Source organism: Pseudomonas sp. MMS21 TM103 (genome assembly GCF_022132145.1).
Lineage (GTDB): Bacteria > Pseudomonadota > Gammaproteobacteria > Pseudomonadales > Pseudomonadaceae > Aquipseudomonas.
Genome location: NZ_JAJISP010000001.1, coordinates 1,398,284 through 1,416,024 on the forward strand (window position 1 = coordinate 1,398,284; position 17,741 = coordinate 1,416,024).

Annotated in this window: 21 protein-coding genes; 11 read left to right on the forward strand and 10 right to left on the reverse strand. The window is 62.8% G+C overall.

The annotated features are described in order from the left end of the window. Positions 1-27: 27 nt before the first annotated feature. Complete coding sequence (locus LJY18_RS06425) at positions 28-741, forward strand: carbonic anhydrase (protein ID WP_238040947.1); 714 nt, start codon at positions 28-30, stop codon at positions 739-741. A gap of 86 nt (positions 742-827) precedes the next feature. Here the strand turns inward: LJY18_RS06425 and LJY18_RS06430 are convergent, their stop codons facing one another. Beyond that, positions 828-1,484, reverse strand: a complete 657-nt coding sequence (locus LJY18_RS06430) for a hypothetical protein (RefSeq protein WP_238040948.1) — start codon at positions 1,482-1,484, stop codon at positions 828-830. A 353-nt stretch (positions 1,485-1,837) separates the two neighbouring features. Here LJY18_RS06430 and coxB point away from each other — a divergent pair, with 353 nt between their 5' ends. Genes coxB through LJY18_RS06450 form a run of 4 tightly spaced genes read left to right on the forward strand, consistent with a single transcriptional unit; the run spans position 1,838 to position 6,034 of the window. Continuing rightward, a complete protein-coding gene (coxB, locus tag LJY18_RS06435; protein ID WP_238040949.1) occupies positions 1,838-2,962 on the forward strand; it encodes a cytochrome c oxidase subunit II in 1,125 nt (374 codons plus the stop codon). A gap of 4 nt (positions 2,963-2,966) precedes the next feature. After that, entirely contained in the window at positions 2,967-4,571 is a 1,605-nt protein-coding gene (ctaD, locus tag LJY18_RS06440; RefSeq protein ID WP_238040950.1) for a cytochrome c oxidase subunit I, read from the forward strand. A 12-nt stretch (positions 4,572-4,583) separates the two neighbouring features. Then, complete coding sequence (locus tag LJY18_RS06445) at positions 4,584-5,135, forward strand: cytochrome c oxidase assembly protein (protein WP_238040951.1); 552 nt, start codon at positions 4,584-4,586, stop codon at positions 5,133-5,135. Between the two features lie 11 nt (positions 5,136-5,146). Beyond that, positions 5,147-6,034 carry a cytochrome c oxidase subunit 3 gene (locus tag LJY18_RS06450; protein WP_238040952.1) on the forward strand — a complete coding sequence of 296 codons (888 nt, stop codon included), beginning with the start codon at positions 5,147-5,149 and terminating at the stop codon, positions 6,032-6,034. Positions 6,035-6,088: 54 nt separating this feature from the next. Here the strand turns inward: LJY18_RS06450 and LJY18_RS06455 are convergent, their stop codons facing one another. After that, positions 6,089-6,292 (reverse strand): twin transmembrane helix small protein, encoded by a 204-nt coding sequence (locus LJY18_RS06455; protein WP_090500813.1) that lies wholly within the window; start codon positions 6,290-6,292, stop codon positions 6,089-6,091. 76 nt (positions 6,293-6,368) lie between these two features. Here LJY18_RS06455 and LJY18_RS06460 point away from each other — a divergent pair, with 76 nt between their 5' ends. The 5 genes from LJY18_RS06460 to LJY18_RS06480 are packed head-to-tail and all read left to right on the forward strand — an operon-like array spanning position 6,369 to position 10,356. Beyond that, positions 6,369-7,100, forward strand: a complete 732-nt coding sequence (locus tag LJY18_RS06460; protein ID WP_238041124.1) for an SURF1 family protein — start codon at positions 6,369-6,371, stop codon at positions 7,098-7,100. Further along, complete coding sequence (locus LJY18_RS06465; RefSeq protein ID WP_238040953.1) at positions 7,075-7,659, forward strand: hypothetical protein; 585 nt, start codon at positions 7,075-7,077, stop codon at positions 7,657-7,659. The genes LJY18_RS06460 and LJY18_RS06465 overlap by 26 nt, the downstream gene beginning before the upstream one ends. Before the next feature lie 28 nt (positions 7,660-7,687). After that, positions 7,688-8,788: a COX15/CtaA family protein gene (locus LJY18_RS06470; RefSeq protein WP_442964471.1), complete on the forward strand. Its 1,101-nt coding sequence runs from the start codon at positions 7,688-7,690 to the stop codon at positions 8,786-8,788. Positions 8,789-8,809: 21 nt separating this feature from the next. Further along, positions 8,810-9,724: a heme o synthase gene (gene cyoE, locus LJY18_RS06475; protein WP_238040954.1), complete on the forward strand. Its 915-nt coding sequence runs from the start codon at positions 8,810-8,812 to the stop codon at positions 9,722-9,724. Further along, on the forward strand, positions 9,721-10,356 hold the full coding sequence (locus LJY18_RS06480) for an SCO family protein (RefSeq protein ID WP_238040955.1): 636 nt from the start codon (positions 9,721-9,723) through the stop codon (positions 10,354-10,356). Before cyoE ends, LJY18_RS06480 begins: the two co-directional genes overlap by 4 nt. Before the next feature lie 40 nt (positions 10,357-10,396). Here LJY18_RS06480 and LJY18_RS06485 read toward each other — a convergent pair whose 3' ends face one another. After that, on the reverse strand, positions 10,397-10,822 hold the full coding sequence (locus LJY18_RS06485) for a VOC family protein (protein WP_238040956.1): 426 nt from the start codon (positions 10,820-10,822) through the stop codon (positions 10,397-10,399). A gap of 110 nt (positions 10,823-10,932) precedes the next feature. Between LJY18_RS06485 and LJY18_RS06490 the strand changes: the two genes are divergently transcribed. Further along, positions 10,933-11,796 carry a LysR substrate-binding domain-containing protein gene (locus LJY18_RS06490; protein WP_238040957.1) on the forward strand — a complete coding sequence of 288 codons (864 nt, stop codon included), beginning with the start codon at positions 10,933-10,935 and terminating at the stop codon, positions 11,794-11,796. A 151-nt stretch (positions 11,797-11,947) separates the two neighbouring features. Here the strand turns inward: LJY18_RS06490 and LJY18_RS06495 are convergent, their stop codons facing one another. From LJY18_RS06495 to LJY18_RS06525, 7 genes are all read right to left on the reverse strand, one after another. Beyond that, on the reverse strand, positions 11,948-12,718 hold the full coding sequence (locus tag LJY18_RS06495; protein WP_238040958.1) for a MetQ/NlpA family ABC transporter substrate-binding protein: 771 nt from the start codon (positions 12,716-12,718) through the stop codon (positions 11,948-11,950). A 74-nt stretch (positions 12,719-12,792) separates the two neighbouring features. Further along, positions 12,793-13,470: a methionine ABC transporter permease gene (locus LJY18_RS06500; protein ID WP_238040959.1), complete on the reverse strand. Its 678-nt coding sequence runs from the start codon at positions 13,468-13,470 to the stop codon at positions 12,793-12,795. After that, positions 13,470-14,477, reverse strand: coding sequence for a methionine ABC transporter ATP-binding protein (locus tag LJY18_RS06505; RefSeq protein WP_238040960.1), 1,008 nt, complete (start codon positions 14,475-14,477; stop codon positions 13,470-13,472). The genes LJY18_RS06500 and LJY18_RS06505 overlap by 1 nt, the downstream gene beginning before the upstream one ends. A gap of 172 nt (positions 14,478-14,649) precedes the next feature. After that, complete coding sequence (locus LJY18_RS06510) at positions 14,650-15,483, reverse strand: tetratricopeptide repeat protein (RefSeq protein ID WP_238040961.1); 834 nt, start codon at positions 15,481-15,483, stop codon at positions 14,650-14,652. Positions 15,484-15,614: 131 nt separating this feature from the next. Further along, the gene (znuB, locus tag LJY18_RS06515; RefSeq protein WP_238040962.1) at positions 15,615-16,403 is read right to left on the reverse strand and encodes a zinc ABC transporter permease subunit ZnuB; all 789 of its coding nucleotides are present in this window, start codon (positions 16,401-16,403) and stop codon (positions 15,615-15,617) included. Next, a complete protein-coding gene (znuC, locus tag LJY18_RS06520) occupies positions 16,396-17,202 on the reverse strand; it encodes a zinc ABC transporter ATP-binding protein ZnuC (protein WP_238040963.1) in 807 nt (268 codons plus the stop codon). Before znuC ends, znuB begins: the two co-directional genes overlap by 8 nt. After that, entirely contained in the window at positions 17,199-17,684 is a 486-nt protein-coding gene (locus tag LJY18_RS06525) for a Fur family transcriptional regulator (protein WP_238040964.1), read from the reverse strand. The genes znuC and LJY18_RS06525 overlap by 4 nt, the downstream gene beginning before the upstream one ends. Between the last annotated feature and the right edge of the window lie 57 nt (positions 17,685-17,741).

A 17,741-nucleotide genomic window follows, 5' to 3' on the forward strand; every position in this document is an offset into this window, starting at 1 on the left:
CCCCGCAGATTTTTCGAGGTTAGCCCTATGGACAAACAAGAGCAGCAGAACATTCGCGTGGTGGAAAGCGCCGAGGAAGCGCTGCGGCATATTGTCGACGGCTTCCAGCGCTTCCGTGAGGAGGTCTTTCCGCAGCAACAGGCGTTGTTCAAGAAGCTCGCCCATGAGCAGACGCCACGGGCGATGGTCATCACCTGCGCCGATTCGCGCGTCGTCCCCGAATTGATTACCCAGAGCGATCCCGGCGACCTGTTCGTCTCCCGCAACGTCGGCAATGTGGTGCCGCCTTACGGGCAGATGATGGGCGGGGTCTCCACCGCCATCGAGTACGCGGTGATGGCGTTGGGCGTGCAGCACATCATCATCTGCGGGCATTCCGACTGTGGCGCGATGAAGGCGGTGCTCAACCCCGAAGACCTGGAGCGCATGCCGACGGTAAAAGCCTGGCTGCGCCATGCCGAAGTGGCCAAGATCGTGGTGGAGGACAATTGCGGCTGCGCCGACCACAACACCCTGGGCATCCTCACCGAGGAAAACGTGGTGGCCCAACTCGACCACCTGCGTACTCATCCCTCGGTAGCCTCGCGCCTGGCCAGCGGTCAATTGTTCATCCATGGCTGGGTGTACGACATCGAGACCAGCGAGATCAAGGCCTATGACGCCGAGAAAGGCGAGTTCCGCCAGATCGGCGACGGCCCACTGCCGATGGCCACACCGCGACCACGTTATTTACAGATCTGAAAGCCGGCGGCATCCGGCCGTACAAGGTCGGACGGCGCCCCGCTCAACCCTGCGAAAGCGTTGTTCCCGGTTCGTGCGCGCGCTCGTCAGCTCGCCGCGCGCGATTCGTCCAGCTGCAGTTCTACTCCCAGTTGGCCTGACAGGCAGGGCCAGCGTTTCCAGGCGGCTTCGGTGTGCGGGTCGCTCAAGCGTTCGCGATAGGCGTGCACCGAGGCCTGGTCGAAGCTGGCCTCGTCGAGCATGCCATCCACGGCGTGGTGCACGGCTTCGTCCAGCTGATTGGCAAACGGCTCGCCGATCAACTGGTGGGCGATCAGGTTCGCCACCGTGGTGTCCAGCGGAATCAGGGGGCGGCCAAGGTGGGCGATGTAGCGGTCGTTGACCTCCTCGACCAGGCGGTGGGCCAGGTAGGCTTCGTCCAGCAGACCGTCGAGACCATCATGTCCGGCCATCAGTGCAGGTGGCTGGAGGAAAAACTGTTCGGCGACTTTCAGTACTGGCTTGATCTGCGCTTCGATGCCGGCTTCGCGCGCGACCTGGTTGGCCGCCTCCAGAACATCGGGCACCTGCTCGATATAGGCGCTGACAAAGCGCGTGAGCACCCCGAGGGTGTCAACGTCGGGTAGACGGATGGAGGGATGTAGACGCTCCAATTGCGTGCTCAGTTGTACGGAGAGTTGCTTGCTCCCGGCTTCGTGTTGGTGAGCGCGCTGAATCAGTTCGCGCAATGCGTGGGTATTCATGACTACTCCTGAAGTGAGGACATGGGCGTGAACCATAGCTGGCTGGAGGCAGCTGCTCAGACGCGATTGTCATAAATTTTTCATACTTATACGAGAGCGCTATAACGCGCTATCACTCATTGTAGCTGGGTCATATCCACCGTGGCGTTTAGCGCAAGGCTTGCGCGGTGTTGACGATTTTTGTTTTGACGTTGCCAGGTCGAAGTCGCCGTCTATACTCGAATTCGAAAGACAGTACCTGATAACACCGGACGGGCTTCGGCACGGAGAGGTTTCGACAGTTGTCATGGCCGTCGATCCTTTTGCTGCATGCCCCGCCGGCGGGATAACAAGAACGATAAGGGGAACCCGCAATGATGCGACATCCACGTGTTTGGATGAGCCTCCTGCTGTGTTTGGTATTCAGTTCGGCTAACGCCAGCTGGACGCTTAACATGGCGCCCGGCGCTACTGAGGTCAGTCGCTCGGTGTTTGACCTGCACATGACCATTTTCTGGATATGCGTCGTGATCGGCGTGGTGGTATTCGGCGCAATGTTCTGGTCGATGCTGATTCACCGCCGCTCAACGGGGCAGCAGCCCGCGCACTTTCACGAAAGCACCACGGTGGAGATCCTCTGGACCGTGGTGCCGCTGGTGATTCTGGTACTGATGGCGATCCCGGCGACCAAGACGCTGATCGAAATCTACGACAGCTCGGAATCCGAACTGGATATCCAGATCACCGGTTACCAGTGGAAATGGCACTACAAATACCTGGGCCAGGACGTCGAGTTCTTCAGCAACCTGACCACGCCGCAAGACCAGATCCTTAACCAGGCCGAAAAGGGCGAGCACTACCTGCTTGAGGTCGATCAGCCGCTGGTGGTGCCGGTTGGCACCAAAGTACGCTTTCTGATTACCTCCGCCGATGTGATCCATTCCTGGTGGGTGCCGGCCCTGGCCGTGAAGAAGGACGCCATTCCCGGCTTCGTCAATGAGTCCTGGACGCGGGTCGAGGAACCAGGGATCTATCGCGGTCAGTGCGCCGAGCTGTGCGGCAAGGATCACGGCTTCATGCCGATCGTGGTCGAGGTCAAGTCGAAGGAGGACTACGCCGCCTGGCTGGCCGAGCGCAAGCAGCTAGCGCTTGCCGAGCAGGAGCTGACTAGCAAGGAGTGGACCCAGGAAGAACTCCTGGCCCGTGGCGAAAAGGCCTATAACACATCCTGCGCTGCCTGCCACCAGCCTACTGGCGAAGGTTTGCCGCCGATGTTCCCTGCACTCAAAGGCTCCGCCATCGCCACCGGCCCAGTCGCAGGACATATCGACATCGTGGTCAACGGCAAGCAGGGCACCTCCATGGCCGCCTTCGGCAAGCAACTGTCGGAAGTCGACATTGCCGCGATCATCACCTACGAACGCAACGCCTGGGGCAACAAAGTGGGTGACATGGTCACACCACAAGACGTTCTCGCGTTCAAACAAGCTCAGGAGTAAGGACATGAGTGCAGTGATCGATACGGATCATAAAGGTCATGGCCATGCCGGGGATGACCATCATCATGGCCCCGCCAAAGGTCTGATGCGTTGGGTGCTGACCACCAACCATAAAGACATCGGCACCATGTACCTGTGGTTCAGCTTCGCCATGTTCCTCCTCGGCGGCACCATGGCCATGGTGATCCGCGCCGAGCTGTTCCAGCCAGGCTTGCAGATCGTGCAGCCTGAATTCTTCAACCAGATGACCACCATGCATGGCCTGATCATGGTTTTCGGCGCGGTGATGCCAGCCTTCGTCGGCCTGGCCAACTGGATGATTCCGCTGATGATCGGTGCGCCGGACATGGCCTTGCCGCGGATGAACAACTTCAGCTTCTGGCTGCTTCCGGCGGCCTTCAGCATGATGGTCAGCACCCTGTTCATGGAAGGCGGCGGGCCGAACTTCGGTTGGACCTTCTACGCGCCGCTGTCCACCACCTACGCGCCGGAAAGCGTGACCTTCTTCATCTTCGCCGTGCACCTGATGGGTATCAGTTCGATCATGGGCGCGATCAACGTGGTTGCCACCATCCTCAATCTGCGCGCCCCCGGCATGACCCTGATGAAGATGCCGCTGTTCGTCTGGACCTGGTTGATCACCGCCTTCCTGCTGATCGCGGTGATGCCGGTACTGGCTGGCTGCGTGACCATGATGCTGATGGACATCCACTTCGGTACCAGCTTCTTCAGCGCTGCCGGTGGCGGCGATCCGGTATTGTTCCAGCACGTGTTCTGGTTCTTCGGCCACCCCGAGGTGTACATCATGATCCTGCCCGCGTTCGGCGCGGTCAGTGCGATCATCCCGGCCTTCGCGCGCAAGCCGTTGTTCGGCTACACCTCGATGGTCTATGCCACCGCGTCCATCGCCTTCCTCTCCTTCATCGTCTGGGCGCACCACATGTTCACCGTCGGTATCCCGCTGACCGGCGAACTGTTCTTCATGTACGCCACCATGCTGATTGCCGTGCCGACCGGGGTGAAAGTGTTCAATTGGGCCAGCACCATGTGGCGCGGTTCCATGACCTTTGAAACGCCGATGCTGTTCTCGGTGGCCTTCGTCATCCTGTTCACCATTGGCGGTTTCTCCGGCCTGATGCTGGCCATCGCCCCGGCCGACTTCCAGTACCACGACACCTACTTCGTGGTGGCGCACTTCCACTATGTGCTGGTGCCGGGTGCGATCTTCGGCATCTTCGCCTCGGCCTACTACTGGCTGCCGAAGTGGACCGGGCACATGTACGACGAGACCCTGGGCAAGCTGCATTTCTGGATGAGCTTCGTCGGCATGAACCTGGCGTTCTTCCCCATGCACTTCGTCGGCCTGGCCGGCATGCCGCGGCGCATCCCGGACTACAACATGATGTTCGCCAACTTCAACATGGTCTCGAGCATCGGCGCCTTCATGTTCGGCGCGACCCAGTTGCTGTTCCTGTTTATCGTCATCAAGTGCATCCGTGGCGGCAAGCCGGCGGCGGCCAAGCCTTGGGACGGTGCCGAAGGGTTGGAGTGGACGATCCCGTCGCCGGCGCCGTACCACACCTTCCAGACCCCGCCGGAAGTGAAGTAAGGAGCCGCGGCCATGAGTGAAGCCCTGCCGATTCGCCGCCTGGTTATCCGCCTGTCATTGGTGGTGGTGGCGATGTTCGGCTTCGGTTTCGCCCTGGTGCCGATCTACGACGTAATGTGTCAGGCCTTCGGCATTAACGGTAAAACCGCCGGGGTCTATGAGGCCGGGCAGCAAAGTGTGGATTTGTCGCGCCAGGTGCGCGTGCAGTTTCTCGCCACCAATGCGGCCGACATGGTCTGGGAGTTCCGTCCGCTGGGCGATGAAGTGACGGTGCATCCGGGTGACAGCACGCAGATGGTGTTCGTCGCGCACAACCCCACGGACAAACCAATGACCGCTCAGGCGATCCCCAGCATTGCTCCCTCCAAGGCAGCGGCGTATTTCCACAAGACCGAGTGTTTCTGCTTTACCCAGCAGATTCTGCAGCCCGGTGAACGTATTGAAATGCCGGTACGTTTCATCGTCGATCGAGATTTACCGGCAGATGTGCGCCACCTGACCCTGGCCTACACCCTGTTCGATATCACTGCGAGTAAACCGCCTGTAGCCCAGGTGGGCCAATAAGGAGAACAAAGATGGCAGCTCATGAGCAGTACTACGTTCCGGCCCAGAGCAAGTGGCCGATTATCGCCACCCTTGGTCTGCTGATCACGGTTGTCGGGCTCGGCATCTGGTTCAATGATATGAAGGCCGAGCGGGCCGACTCCAACGGTCCGCTGATCTTCTTCGTCGGTGGCCTGTTCCTCGCCTACATGTTGTTCGGCTGGTTCGGTACCGTGATCAAGGAAGGCCGTTCCGGCCTCTACAGCGCGCAGATGGACCTCTCGTTCCGCTGGGGCATGAGCTGGTTTATCTTCTCCGAGGTGATGTTCTTCGCCGCGTTTTTCGGCGTGCTGTTCTACGTGCGCACTTGGGCCGGGCCCTGGCTGGGCGGCGAAGGCGACAAGGGTATCGCCAACATGCTCTGGCCAGGTTTCGAGTACAGCTGGCCGTTGCTCAACACGCCGGATCCAAAGCTCTATCCGGCCCCCAGCGGCATTATCAGCGCCTGGGGCTTGCCCTTGCTCAACACCGTGCTGCTGGTGAGTTCCAGCTTCACCCTGACCTTCGCTCACCATGCCCTGCGCAAGAACCAGCGCAAGCCGCTGACACTCTGGCTCGCGTTGACCCTGGTACTCGGCGCGGCCTTCCTGGTGTTCCAGGCCGAAGAATATATCCATGCCTATACCGAGCTCGGCTTGACCCTGGGCTCGGGCATCTATGGGGCCACCTTCTTCATGCTCACCGGTTTCCACGGTGCCCATGTCACCTTGGGGGCGATCATGCTGACGGTGATGCTGGTGCGCGTCCTGCGTGGCCACTTCAGCCCCGAGCATCACTTCGGCTTCGAGGCGGCCGCCTGGTACTGGCACTTCGTCGATGTGGTGTGGATCGGCTTGTTCACCTTCGTTTATGTACTCTGACCCGCGCGGCCTAGCCTTAGCGCCAGGAGGGGGCGTTGCAGGCGTGACCTGTGCTTACCAAGTCACCTGGGGCACCAGTTGGCCGCTATAGAAGCCCCAGGCAATCAGGGCTACAGTCAGGGCAGTGAGCGTGACCCGAACGGTCAGGGAGTTGACCACTCGGGAAGAGCGACCCTCGTCCTTGACCAGGAAGAAAAGACCGCTGAACAGGCTGACCACTGTAGCGAGTAGCAAGAGGACGATCGCGACCTTGAGCATTGGGTAACTCCGGGGGGAGAGTAATGTGTTGCAGATGCAGTATAACCAGCTTGCCCTGGGCTTCGGGGCGCGCTCGATGAACGCCTTTCGCCCCGGCTGGCTACCCAGTCTGCTGGTGCTGATGCTGTTCCCTGTGCTTATCGGCCTGGGTTTCTGGCAGCTGGCGCGCGCCGAAGAAAAGCGCGAATTGCTGACCGACAATCAAGCGCAGCAGCTGGCCGCACCTGTCGCCATCGCTGAGCTCGAGGGCCATGCAAACCTTGCCTATGTGCGGGTGAAGCTGCAGGGTTACTTCGATGCGCAGCACAGTTTCCTGCTGGATAACCGCACCCGTGATGGTCAGGCGGGCGTCGAAGTCCTGCAACCCTTTCATGATCAGGCCAGCGGTCTCTGGCTATTGCTCAATCGCGGCTGGCTGCCTTGGCCGGATCGCCGCACAACCCCGACTTTCGCCACGCCCGATACGCCGCTGCGCCTGCAGGCCTGGGTGTATGTATCCCTGGGCGATGGCCTGCAACTGCAGCAGGGACCGCAGGGCAATGCCTGGCCACGCTTGATCAGTACGGTCAAACCGGACGAAATCTGGCAGCAGTTGGGGCGCGCGGGCCTGAGTCATGAGGTGCGTCTAGCCCCTGGCCCCGGGTCTTTTCGGGTCGACTGGCCGGTGATCGCCATGAGCCCGGATAAACACCTGGGCTATGCTTTTCAATGGTTCGCCTTGGCAACGGCTTTGCTTGGCCTGTTCATCTATCTAGGTTTGCATAACGCGCGGGAGATTCGCCTTGAACCCAGCCATCACTCTTCCTGAAGTATCACCCAGCCGTCGTCGGCGCGGTCGTCTGCAGCTGATCATGATTCTCGCCGTGGTTATCGGCCCAATGATCCTGGCCAGCGCCATGTACCAGTGGCGCTTCTGGGTCCCGGAAACCCGCAGCTACCACGGCGAGCTGATTGGCACTGGCCAGACCCGTGCTGATCTCGGTGTTTCCGCTGCGCCTGAGGTGCGCTGGCAGTTGCTGGTGACCGTACCGGGTACCTGCGATACGGATTGCAAGCAACTGGTGTTTCTCGCGCGGCAGATCCATATCGGCCTCAACCGCGATACCGCGCGGGCCTCACATGCCGTGGCCAGCACCCAACCCTTGGCCGATGACTATGACGCGCTGCTGCGCCGCGAATACCCGCAGTTGACCCGCTATCAACTGGAGCCCCAGGCCTATGGCGAAGTCGCCGGCAAAGCCAAAGGGGCGCAGCTGTGGATAGTCGATCCGCGTGGCAATCTGGTGCTGCGCTACGACAGTCGCAGCAAGGGCAAGGCGATTCTCAACGACTTGCGCCATTTGCTGAAGATTTCCCAGATCGGCTGATCTAGACGAAGGCACAAGGAGTACCACGATGGTCAAACCCGGATACCGCCTTGCCTTGTTCGCCACCTTCCTGGCCGTGGTGGTGGTGTTGCTAGGTGCCTACACCCGGCTGACTCACGCGGGCTTGGGCTGTCCGGATTGGCCAGGCTGCTACGGTTTCCTCGCGGTGCCCATGAGCGAGCACTCGCAGGCCCTGGCCGAGGCGCGGTTCCCCGAGGCGCCGGTGGAGGTGGCCAAGGGCTGGTACGAGATGGTTCATCGCTATTTTGCCGGCAGTCTCGGCCTGGTGATCCTGGGTCTGGCGGCTCATGCACTGCGCCGTCGCGGTGCCGCGGGGCAACCGCTGAAACTGCCGCTATTGCTGCTCGGCCTGGTGATCCTGCAGGGCGCCTTCGGCATGTGGACGGTGACCCTGAAACTCTGGCCACAAGTGGTTTCCGCCCATTTGCTCGGCGGCTTTGCCACCCTCAGTCTGCTGTTCCTCCTGACCTTGCGCCTGTCTGGTGCGGCACCGCCGTTGCCCGCACTTTCCGCCCGCCTGCGCGCTCTGGCCGCAATCAGCCTGCTGCTGGTGATCGGGCAGATTGCCCTCGGCGGCTGGGTCAGCAGCAATTACGCGGCGGTTGCCTGCGTGGACCTACCGACCTGTCATGGCGAATGGTGGCCGGCGATGGATTTCGCCAACGGCTTTCATCTTACCCAGCATATCGGCCCTAACTACCTAGGTGGCCAGCTCGACAGCGACGCCCGCACGGCCATCCACATGACCCATCGTCTCGGCGCATTGGTGGTCACCCTGGTGCTCCTGCTGCTGGCCTGGCAACTGCGCCGTGCCGGTTTGTCGCGACTGGCTGGCATGCTGCTGTTGGCACTGGGCGTACAGGTCAGCCTGGGGATCAGCAACGTGGTGTTCCATCTGCCGCTGCTGGTGGCGGTGGCGCACAACGCCGGTGGTGCGCTATTGCTGCTGACGACGGTGATGGTCAACTACCGGGTGCGCTTGAACTTACCGAGCAGCCAGCTTGCTGTGGTCCGGCATTCCGGCGATCCAGTCGTGCGGCAACACAACGTCGGGGCGCCGGATCCCCAGCAAAGACTAGGCGTCCCCCTGGCTCCAACAGGTCAATAAAGAACAACAAGGAGAGACCTTATGGCTACTCTACTGCGCGAACAACAGGCTCACGCCAGCTGGCGCGACTATCTGGAACTGACCAAGCCGCGGGTGGTGGTGCTGATGCTGATCACCTCACTGGTCGGCATGTTCCTCGCTACCCGTGCCGGCGTGCCCTGGACAGTACTGGTTTTCGGCAACCTGGGTATCGGCCTGTGTGCCGGTGGTGCGGCGGCCGTCAACCATGTGGTGGACCGGCGCATCGACTCGATCATGGCGCGCACCCACAAACGCCCGCTGGCCGAAGGGCGGGTTACCCCGCTGGCGGCACTGAGCTTCGCCCTGCTGCTGGCGGTGGCCGGATTGGCCCTGCTGTTGACCTTCACCAATGAACTGGCCGCCTGGTTGACCCTGGCCTCGCTGCTTGGCTATGCAGTGATCTACACCGGCTTTCTCAAACGCGCCACGCCGCAGAACATCGTGATCGGCGGCTTGGCCGGCGCCGCCCCGCCGCTGCTCGGCTGGGTCGCGGTGACCGGCGAGCTGACCGCCGAACCGCTGCTGCTGATGCTGATCATCTTCGCCTGGACCCCGCCGCATTTCTGGGCCCTGGCCATTCACCGCAAGGCCGAATACGCCAAGGCCAACATCCCGATGCTGCCGGTGACCCACGGCGAGCACTACACCAAGGTGCACATCCTGCTCTACACCCTGGTGATGTTTGCCGTGACCCTGCTGCCCTATGCCATCCACATGAGCGGCCTGTTCTACCTGGTCTGCGCCATCGGCCTGGGCGCGCGTTTTCTGCACTGGGCCTGGGTGCTGTACCGTGACAGCAAGCCGCACGCGGCGATCAATACCTTCAAATACAGCATCTGGTATCTTTTCTCGCTGTTTATCGCCCTGCTGGTCGATCACTACCTGCTGTTCAACCTGTCATCGTTGGTGTCATGACCCGTACCCAGATCACCGTTTTCGTTCTTGTAGCCATAGTCGCGCTGGTACTCGGCTTGACCGTCAACAAGGTGCTGAGCAACAAGGGCCTGGCCGACCCGACTGCGCTGCTCGATGCCGGCATCGTACTGCTGCCACAGAGCCGCACGCTGCCGGAGCTGAGCTTCGTCGATCAGGATGGCCAGACGTTTGACGTCGATCAGCTCGAGAATAAGTGGAGCCTGCTGTTTTTCGGCTACACCTTCTGCCCGGATATCTGCCCGGCTACGCTCGCCCAGCTGCGCCAGCTGCAAGGCCAGCTGCCGGAACAGACTCGGGCCAACCTGCGGGTGATTCTGGTCAGCGTCGACCCCAATCGCGACACGCCAGAGCAGTTGAAGAAATACCTCGACTACTTCGATGCCGGATTTATCGGCCTGACGGCCGAGGAAGCCATCCTGCAGAAATTCGCCAATGCACTGAGCATTCCCTATATCCCGGCTGATACCAGCAAGGAAAACTACACCGTCGACCACAGCGGCAACCTGGTGATCATCGGTCCGGACGGTACCCAGCGCGGTTTTATTCGCGCGCCCTTGAACAACGCCAAACTGGCGGCCCAGTTGCCAGGGTTGATCAATCCGGTGGAGTGATTGGAGGGGCGGGCCGCGTAGGTGGCAACCCATCACCGAGCTATTTGGCGAACAGCTGACTCATATCCTTGAACGCCTTGAACTCCAGGGCGTTGCCACAGGGGTCGAGGAGGAACAGGGTGGCCTGTTCGCCGACCTGGCCCTCGAAGCGCACGTAGGGCTCGATCACAAATTGCGTGCCCTTGGCCTGTAGCTGCGCCGCCAGTGTTTGCCATTCATCCCAGCCCAGCACCACGCCGAAATGCGGTACCGGCACCTCGTGGCCGTCCACCGGGTTGCTGTGCGCGGCCTTCTGATACTCCATCTGCGGCGCCTGGTGAATCACCAACTGGTGGCCGAAGAAGTCGAAGTCCACCCAATGCGCACTGCTGCGGCCTTCGGCGCAACCGAATACCTCAGCGTAGAAGTGTCGGGCGGCGGCCAGGTCGTGGACGGGTATGGCCAGGTGAAAGGGGGCGAGCGCCATGGAGAGATTCCTTGTGGTGACTGTCCGCTGATTCTCAGCAACAACGATACTGAGTAAAAGCGAATATTATTGTCCGCAAGCACAAATAAAATTGATCAGTCGAGGCGGCAATGTTGCGTGAGTTGAGAACCTTCGTGATGGTCGCCCGCCACGGCACCTTCGCCGCCGCCGGCCAGCAGGTCGGCCTGACCCAGTCGGCGGTGAGCGCGCAGATGCGCGTGCTGGAGCAGGGCTTGGGTGCGCGCCTGTTCGACCGCAGTGGCCGCGCCGCCGTGCTCAATGCCGCCGGCCGGCATGCCCTGCCGCTGGCCGAGCAGATGCTCGCGCTCTATGCCCAGATGGCGCTGCCGACCTCGGCTGCCGAGTGGCAGGGCGAGCTGAAGGTCGGCGCCATCGCCAGTGTCCAGACCGGCTTGTTGCCCGAAGCCCTGCCGCGCTTTCGAGCTGCTGCGCCGCGGGTCGAATTGCAGCTGGTGCCCGGGGTGTCGCTGAATCTGCTGAGCCAGGTGGATGCCGGTGAACTGGACCTGGCGTTGCTGATCAAACCGCCGTTCGAGTTGCCCAAGGAGTTGCTGCAAATCAGTCTGGTGCGCGAACCCTTCGTCCTGATCACGCCCTTGGGCGTTATCGGCGATGAGCCGCTGCAGATCCTCGCCGAGCAGCCGTTCGTGCGCTACGAGCGCCGCTCCTTCGGCGGCCGGCTGGTCAGCCAGTTCCTTCGCGAGCAACGCCTGAACGTGCACGAGGCGCTGGAACTGGACGAACTGGAGGCCATCGTGCGCATGGTCGAGTGCGGCCTTGGTGTCTCGCTGATCCCGCGCGCCGGCCTGTGGCTGCAGCGGCCGACTCAACTGCGGGTGCTCGAATTGGGCGAACTGACTTTCCACCGCGAACTGGTTGCGCTGCTGCGCCGTGCCCAGCAGCAGCCGGCCCTGGAGTGTCTGCTGGAATGCCTGCGCGCTCCGACCCAGTAGCATGGCCAGGGCGCCGAGCCGTGGCAGTCCCGTATCAGTGACCGCTGCACTGGGCTAAATCCCAGCGCGGAGTTGGCGTGCCGGCGCCGCACAACTTGCCGGCAACAAAAAGCCCGCACAGGGCGGGCTTTCGAGGTGTGCAGGCGGTCGCTTAGAACGCCGGCACCACCGCGCCCTGGTATTTCTCCAGGATGAAGGCTTTGACTTCAGGGCTGTTCAGCGCCTTGGCCAGTTTCTGCATGGCAGCGCTGTCCTTGTTGTCCGGGCGAGCCACCAGGATGTTGACGTAAGGCGAGTCGCTGCCTTCGATGATCAGCGCATCCTTGGTCGGATTGAGCTTGGCTTCCAGGGCGTAGTTGGTGTTGATCAGCGCCAGGTCGACCTGGGTCAGCACCCGCGGCAGGGTCGCGGCTTCCAGTTCCCGCACCTTGATGGCCTTGGGGTTGTCGGCGATGTCTTTCGGCGTGGCCAGGATGTTGCTGGCGTCCTTCAGCTTGATCACCCCGGCTTTCTGCAGCAGCAACAGGGCACGGCCGCCGTTGGTGGCGTCGTTGGGGATGACCACGGTGGCGCCCTGTGGCAGGTCCTGAAGATCCTTGATCTTGCTCGAGTAGGCACCGAAGGGCTCGACATGCACGCCGGCGACGCTGATCAGCTCGGTGCCACGGCTCTTGTTGAACTCGTCGAGGTACGGCTGGTGCTGGAAGAAGTTGGCATCCAGGCGCTTCTCGGCGACCTGCACGTTGGGCTGGACATAGTCGGTGAAGACCTTGATATCCAGTTCGACGCCGTCTTTGGCCAGGGCCGGTTTGACGAACTCGAGGATTTCCGCGTGCGGCACGGCGGTGGCGGCGACGGTCAGGGTTTCGGCCTGGGCGGACAGTGCGACCAAGGCCGCGGCGGCGACTAGCAATTTTTTCATGAAGGGCTCCTTGTGGGATCAGGGGTGGCGGCGGGTGGCCGGCCTGTTTTCGGGCTGTTTATGTTCGAGAGCTTTTATTTCCTGGAGAAATGCACCACCAGCTTGTCGCCAGCGGTTTGCAGGATCTGCACCAGCACCAGCAGCAGGACCACGGTGACCAGCATCACGTCGGGCTGGTAGCGCTGGTAGCCATAACGCACCGCCAGATCGCCCAGGCCGCCGCCGCCGATCAGGCCGGACATGGCGGTGTAGGACACCAGGGTAATGGCGGTCACTGTCACGGCGGCAAAGATGCCCGGCAACGCTTCGGGCAGCAGGGCGTTGACCACGATCTGCCGGGTCGTCGCGCCCATCGCCTGAGTCGCCTCGATGATGCCGCGATCCACCTCGCGCAATGCGGTTTCCACCAGGCGGGCGAAGAACGGCGTGGCACCCACCACCAGCGGCGGAATGGCCCCGGCCACGCCCAGCGAAGTGCCGGTGACCAGCACGGTGAAGGGGATCATCACGATCAGCAGGATGACGAAGGGCACCGAGCGCAGGATATTCACCAGCAGCGAGAGAAAGCCGTAGAAGGTTTTCTGTTCGAACATCTGCCGTGGACTGGTGAGGAACAGCAGCACGCCCAGGGGCAGGCCGAGCACTATGGTGAACAGCAGCGAACCGCCGAGCATGCTCAGGGTGTCCAGGCTGGCCTGCCAGATTTCCGGCCAGTCGACATTGGGTAGCAGTGAGGTCAACAGGGCGTCCATCAGCGCAGCACCTCCATGTGTACGTCGGCGGCGTTGAAGCGCGCCAGCGCGGCCTCCAGGTCGCCACCAGTGAGGGCCAGGGTCAATTGGCCGTAGGGCGTGTCCTTGATGTGGTCGATGCGCCCGGCAAGGATGCTGTAATCCACCCCGGTCTCGCGCGCCACGGTACCGAGCAGCGGTGCATAGGTCGCCTGGCCCTGGAAGGTCAGGCGCAGGATGCAGCCCTGCACATGGGCGAAGTCGTCGTGCAGTTCGTCCTCGTCGACCTGCTCGGCTTCCTGGACGAAACGCTTGGTGGTGGCGTGCTGCGGATGCAGGAACACATCGGCCACCGGGCCCGACTCGACAATCACGCCGGCGTCCATCACGGCCACGCGGTCACAGACCCGGCGGATCACGTCCATCTCGTGGGTGATCAGCACGATGGTCAGGTTCAGCTCGCGGTTGATCTGCGCCAGCAGTTGCAGCACCGAGGCGGTGGTCTGCGGGTCGAGGGCGCTGGTGGCCTCGTCACACAGCAGGATCTTCGGCTCGGTGGCGAGGGCGCGGGCAATGCCGACCCGCTGCTTCTGCCCGCCGGAGAGCTGCGCCGGGTATTTGTTGGCGTGCTCGCTGAGGCCGACCCGAGCCAGCAGTTCGGCTACCCGCGCCTGCATGGCGCTACGTGACAGCACCCCAGCCAGTTTCAGCGGCAGGGCGACGTTGGCGGCAACGGTCTTCGACGAGAGCAGGTTGAAGTGCTGGAAGATCATCCCGACCTGCTGGCGGAAGCGCCGCAGGCCACCCGCGTCCAGCGCGGTGACATCGTCCCCGTCAATCTGGATGCGTCCGCCGGAAGGCTCTTCCAGGCGGTTGATCAGACGCAGCAGGGTGCTCTTGCCGGCCCCGGAATGGCCGATGATGCCGAACACTTCGCCACGGGCAATCTGCAGGTCACTCGGCTGCAAGGCCGGGATATCGTGGCCACTGACGCGATACGCCTTGTGGACCTGGTGAAAATTGATCACGCATTAAACCTTTTGGGTTTGTCGAGCTGCCGGGTAGGCGAAAGGGCGCCTAGTCTACCCGGCGCCGTTTAGGCCGCAAAAATCTTTGTAGACCTATGGTTATAGCCATATCGCATGAATGAGCGCGACCACAGGCAGCTGCGCTGTCCTGGCGGCACCCACTCGCACAGGGCTAGTGCTGCGGGCTAAGCCGCAGTTGCGGGGTCTGTCCGGGCTTGAGCACCTGGTTGATGGTCGGGCTGAAGCGCGGGTCGAGGCGTTCGACCCGCGCGTTGAGCAGCGGGGCGAGCCACAGATAATCACTGGCATGGCGGACCTGGATGTCCACTGCACAGCGGAACTTGACCACATCCGCGGCGACCCTATCGAGCAGGCGGTACAGACTCTGGTTGTCGCGGCTGTCCAGCATCGGCAGGGCCACCACGCTGCTGTGTGCGGCCGGATCGATCAGCTGGGCGTCTGGTTGTGGCGCCTCTTCGGGCAACTGGATCGCCCTGAGCGCCGCCGCCTGGCGTTCGGCCGCCTGGCCCAATTGGCGCGCCTGTTCCCCGCGTGCGGCCTGGGCCTGGACGGCAGCCTGTTCGGCGGCGTTACTGGCCAGATCCGCGGCATCCAGCTCGGTTTGCCGAACCTGGGCAATGGCGCCCCCCACCCCGGTGGTCAGTGCGGGTGCCTGTGGCATCAATTGACGCGCCTGGCGGAGGGCCTTGGCTGCACGATCCAGATCGCCGGTTTGCAGGGCCGTTTGCCCTTGCCGCAGATAGGCCTCGGCCAGTTGGCGCTGATACAGCTCCAGGCGGGCATCGCCGCTGGCGCGCCCGCGCAGGGATTTGAGCCGGCTTTTGGCCTCGCTCAACTGGCCGCTGGCCAGGTTCTGCTCGAGCAGGCGAAAGTCACCGAGCAGCTCGTCGGTGTTCTGGCCCGGCCCTTGAAGCGTGCTCTGGCACGCAACCAGCAGCAGCGAAATAGCGAGGATGGAAAGACAACGTGAGGCGAACGAGATCATTTCTGCGAGTCTCATGTTGGGCAAAAAACGTGCAATTCTACACCGCCGAGCCGGGCGCCACCAAACCTTGCTGCGCGTGCCCGGGCGATCCCATGTTCATGCCCAAGGCCTGCGACAGCGTAGCCTGAGTCTCAGGCCGTGCGCCGGGGCCAGGCGAAACTGAGCAAGAACAGGCTGGCCGCCGATACCACGATCGAGGGTCCGGCCGGGGTGTCCTGGAACCACGACAGGCTGAGACCACCGCAAACGGCGACTATGCCCAGCAGGCTGGCGCCCAGGGCCATCTGCTCCGGGGTGCGCGCATGGCGCTGGGCCGCCGCTGCGGGAATGATCAGCAACGAGGTGATCAGCAGCACGCCGACGATCTTCATTGCCACGGCGATCACGACGGCGATCAGCAGCATCAGGCTCAGGCGGATTGCCGCCACCGGCAGGCCTTCGACCCGGGCCAGTTCCTCGTGCACGGTGATCGCCAGCAACGGTCGCCAGAGCACGGCCAGCACGACCAGGACCAGGGCGCTGCCGCCGACGATCCAGGCCAGGTCGGCCGGGCCGACGGCGAGCAGGTCGCCGAACAGGTAGCCCATCAGGTCGATGCGCACATCCTTCATGAAGCTCAGCACCACCAGGCCGAGCGACAGGGTGCTGTGGGCGAGAATCCCGAGCAGGGTGTCCGAGGCCAGCGGCTGGCGGGTCTGCAAGGTCACCAGCAACACCGCCAGCAGCACGCAGCCGACCGTCACCGCCAGGGTCGGGCTGACGTCCAGCATCAGGCCGAGGGCGACGCCGAGCAGCGCGGCATGCGACAGGGTGTCGCCGAAATAGGCCATGCGCCGCCAGACCACGAAGGAGCCGAGGGGGCCGGCGACCAGGGCCAGCGCCAGGCCGGCGAGCAGGGCGTTGAGTAGAAAATCAGCCATGCTTGCAGCCATCTCCGTGTACGTGTGGTTGGACCGGACCCTTGATGCTCAGGCCGGCGCTCGCTTCGTTGACCACCGCACCGTGCAGGTCATGCTCATGGTCGTGGCGGTGGTGATAGATCGCCAGGCTCTTGGCGTCCTGGCCGAACAGCTCGACGAACGCCGGGTCCCCGCTGACCTGCTCCGGATGGCCGGAACAGCAGACATGCCGATTCAGGCAGACCACCTGATCGGTGGTGCTCATCACCAGGTGCAGGTCGTGCGAGACCATCAGCACGCCGCAACCATGGCGGTCGCGCAACTGGGTGATCAGGCGATACAGCTCGGCCTGGCCACTGACGTCGACGCCCTGCACCGGCTCGTCGAGCACCAGCAGCTGCGGCTCGCGCAGCAGCGCGCGGGCCAGCAGCACACGCTGCAACTCGCCGCCGGAAATGCTCTGCAAGGGGCTGTCGATCACCTGGTTGGCGCCGACCTCGGCCAGCGCCGCCTGGGCGCTGGCGCGATCGACGCCGGGCACCAGGCGCAGAAAACGCAGCACGCTAAGCGGCAGGGTGGCATCGACATGGAGTTTCTGCGGCATATAGCCGATGCGCAGTTTCGGCTTGCGCCAGACGCTGCCGCTATCGGGCTTGAGCAGGCCGAGCACGGTGCGCACCAGGGTGGTCTTGCCGGCGCCGTTGGGGCCGATCAGGGTGACGATCTCGCCGGGATTGACGCTCAGTTGCACATCCTGCAGCACGCTCTGGCCACGGAAGCCGACGCTAATCCCGGCGAGGCGAATCAGTGCATCGCTCATGCGGCCTCCTGGCAGCCGGCGCAGAGGCCGACCACTTCGACGGTCTGCCCTTCGACCACGAAACCGACGCTCTGCGCACCACTGACGATCGCTTCGCTGATCGCCGCGTGCTCCAGTTCGATGGCCGCATGGCAACTGCGGCAGATGAGGAACTGGCCCTGATGGGCATGGGCCGGGTGACTGCAGCCGACGAAGGCGTTGAGCGAGGCGATGCGGTGCACCAGGCCGTTATCCAGGAGAAAATCCAGCGCCCGATAGACGGTCGGCGGTGCGGCGCGGCGTCCGTCCAGCTCGCTCAACACGGCGAGGATGTCGTAGGCGCCGAGCGGCTTGTGGCTCTGCCAGACCAGCTCCAGCACGCGCTTGCGCAGGGTGGTCAGGCGCAACCCCTGAAGCGTGCAGATGCTTTCGGCCTCGGCCAGGGCTTGGCTGACGCAGTGGGAATGGTCGTGGGGGCGTGAGGCGAGCGGTGGCTGAGTCATGGGCAGGGGACGGCAGAGACTAGAGACGTTATTATATTACCCTTTCCTTCCCGCCAG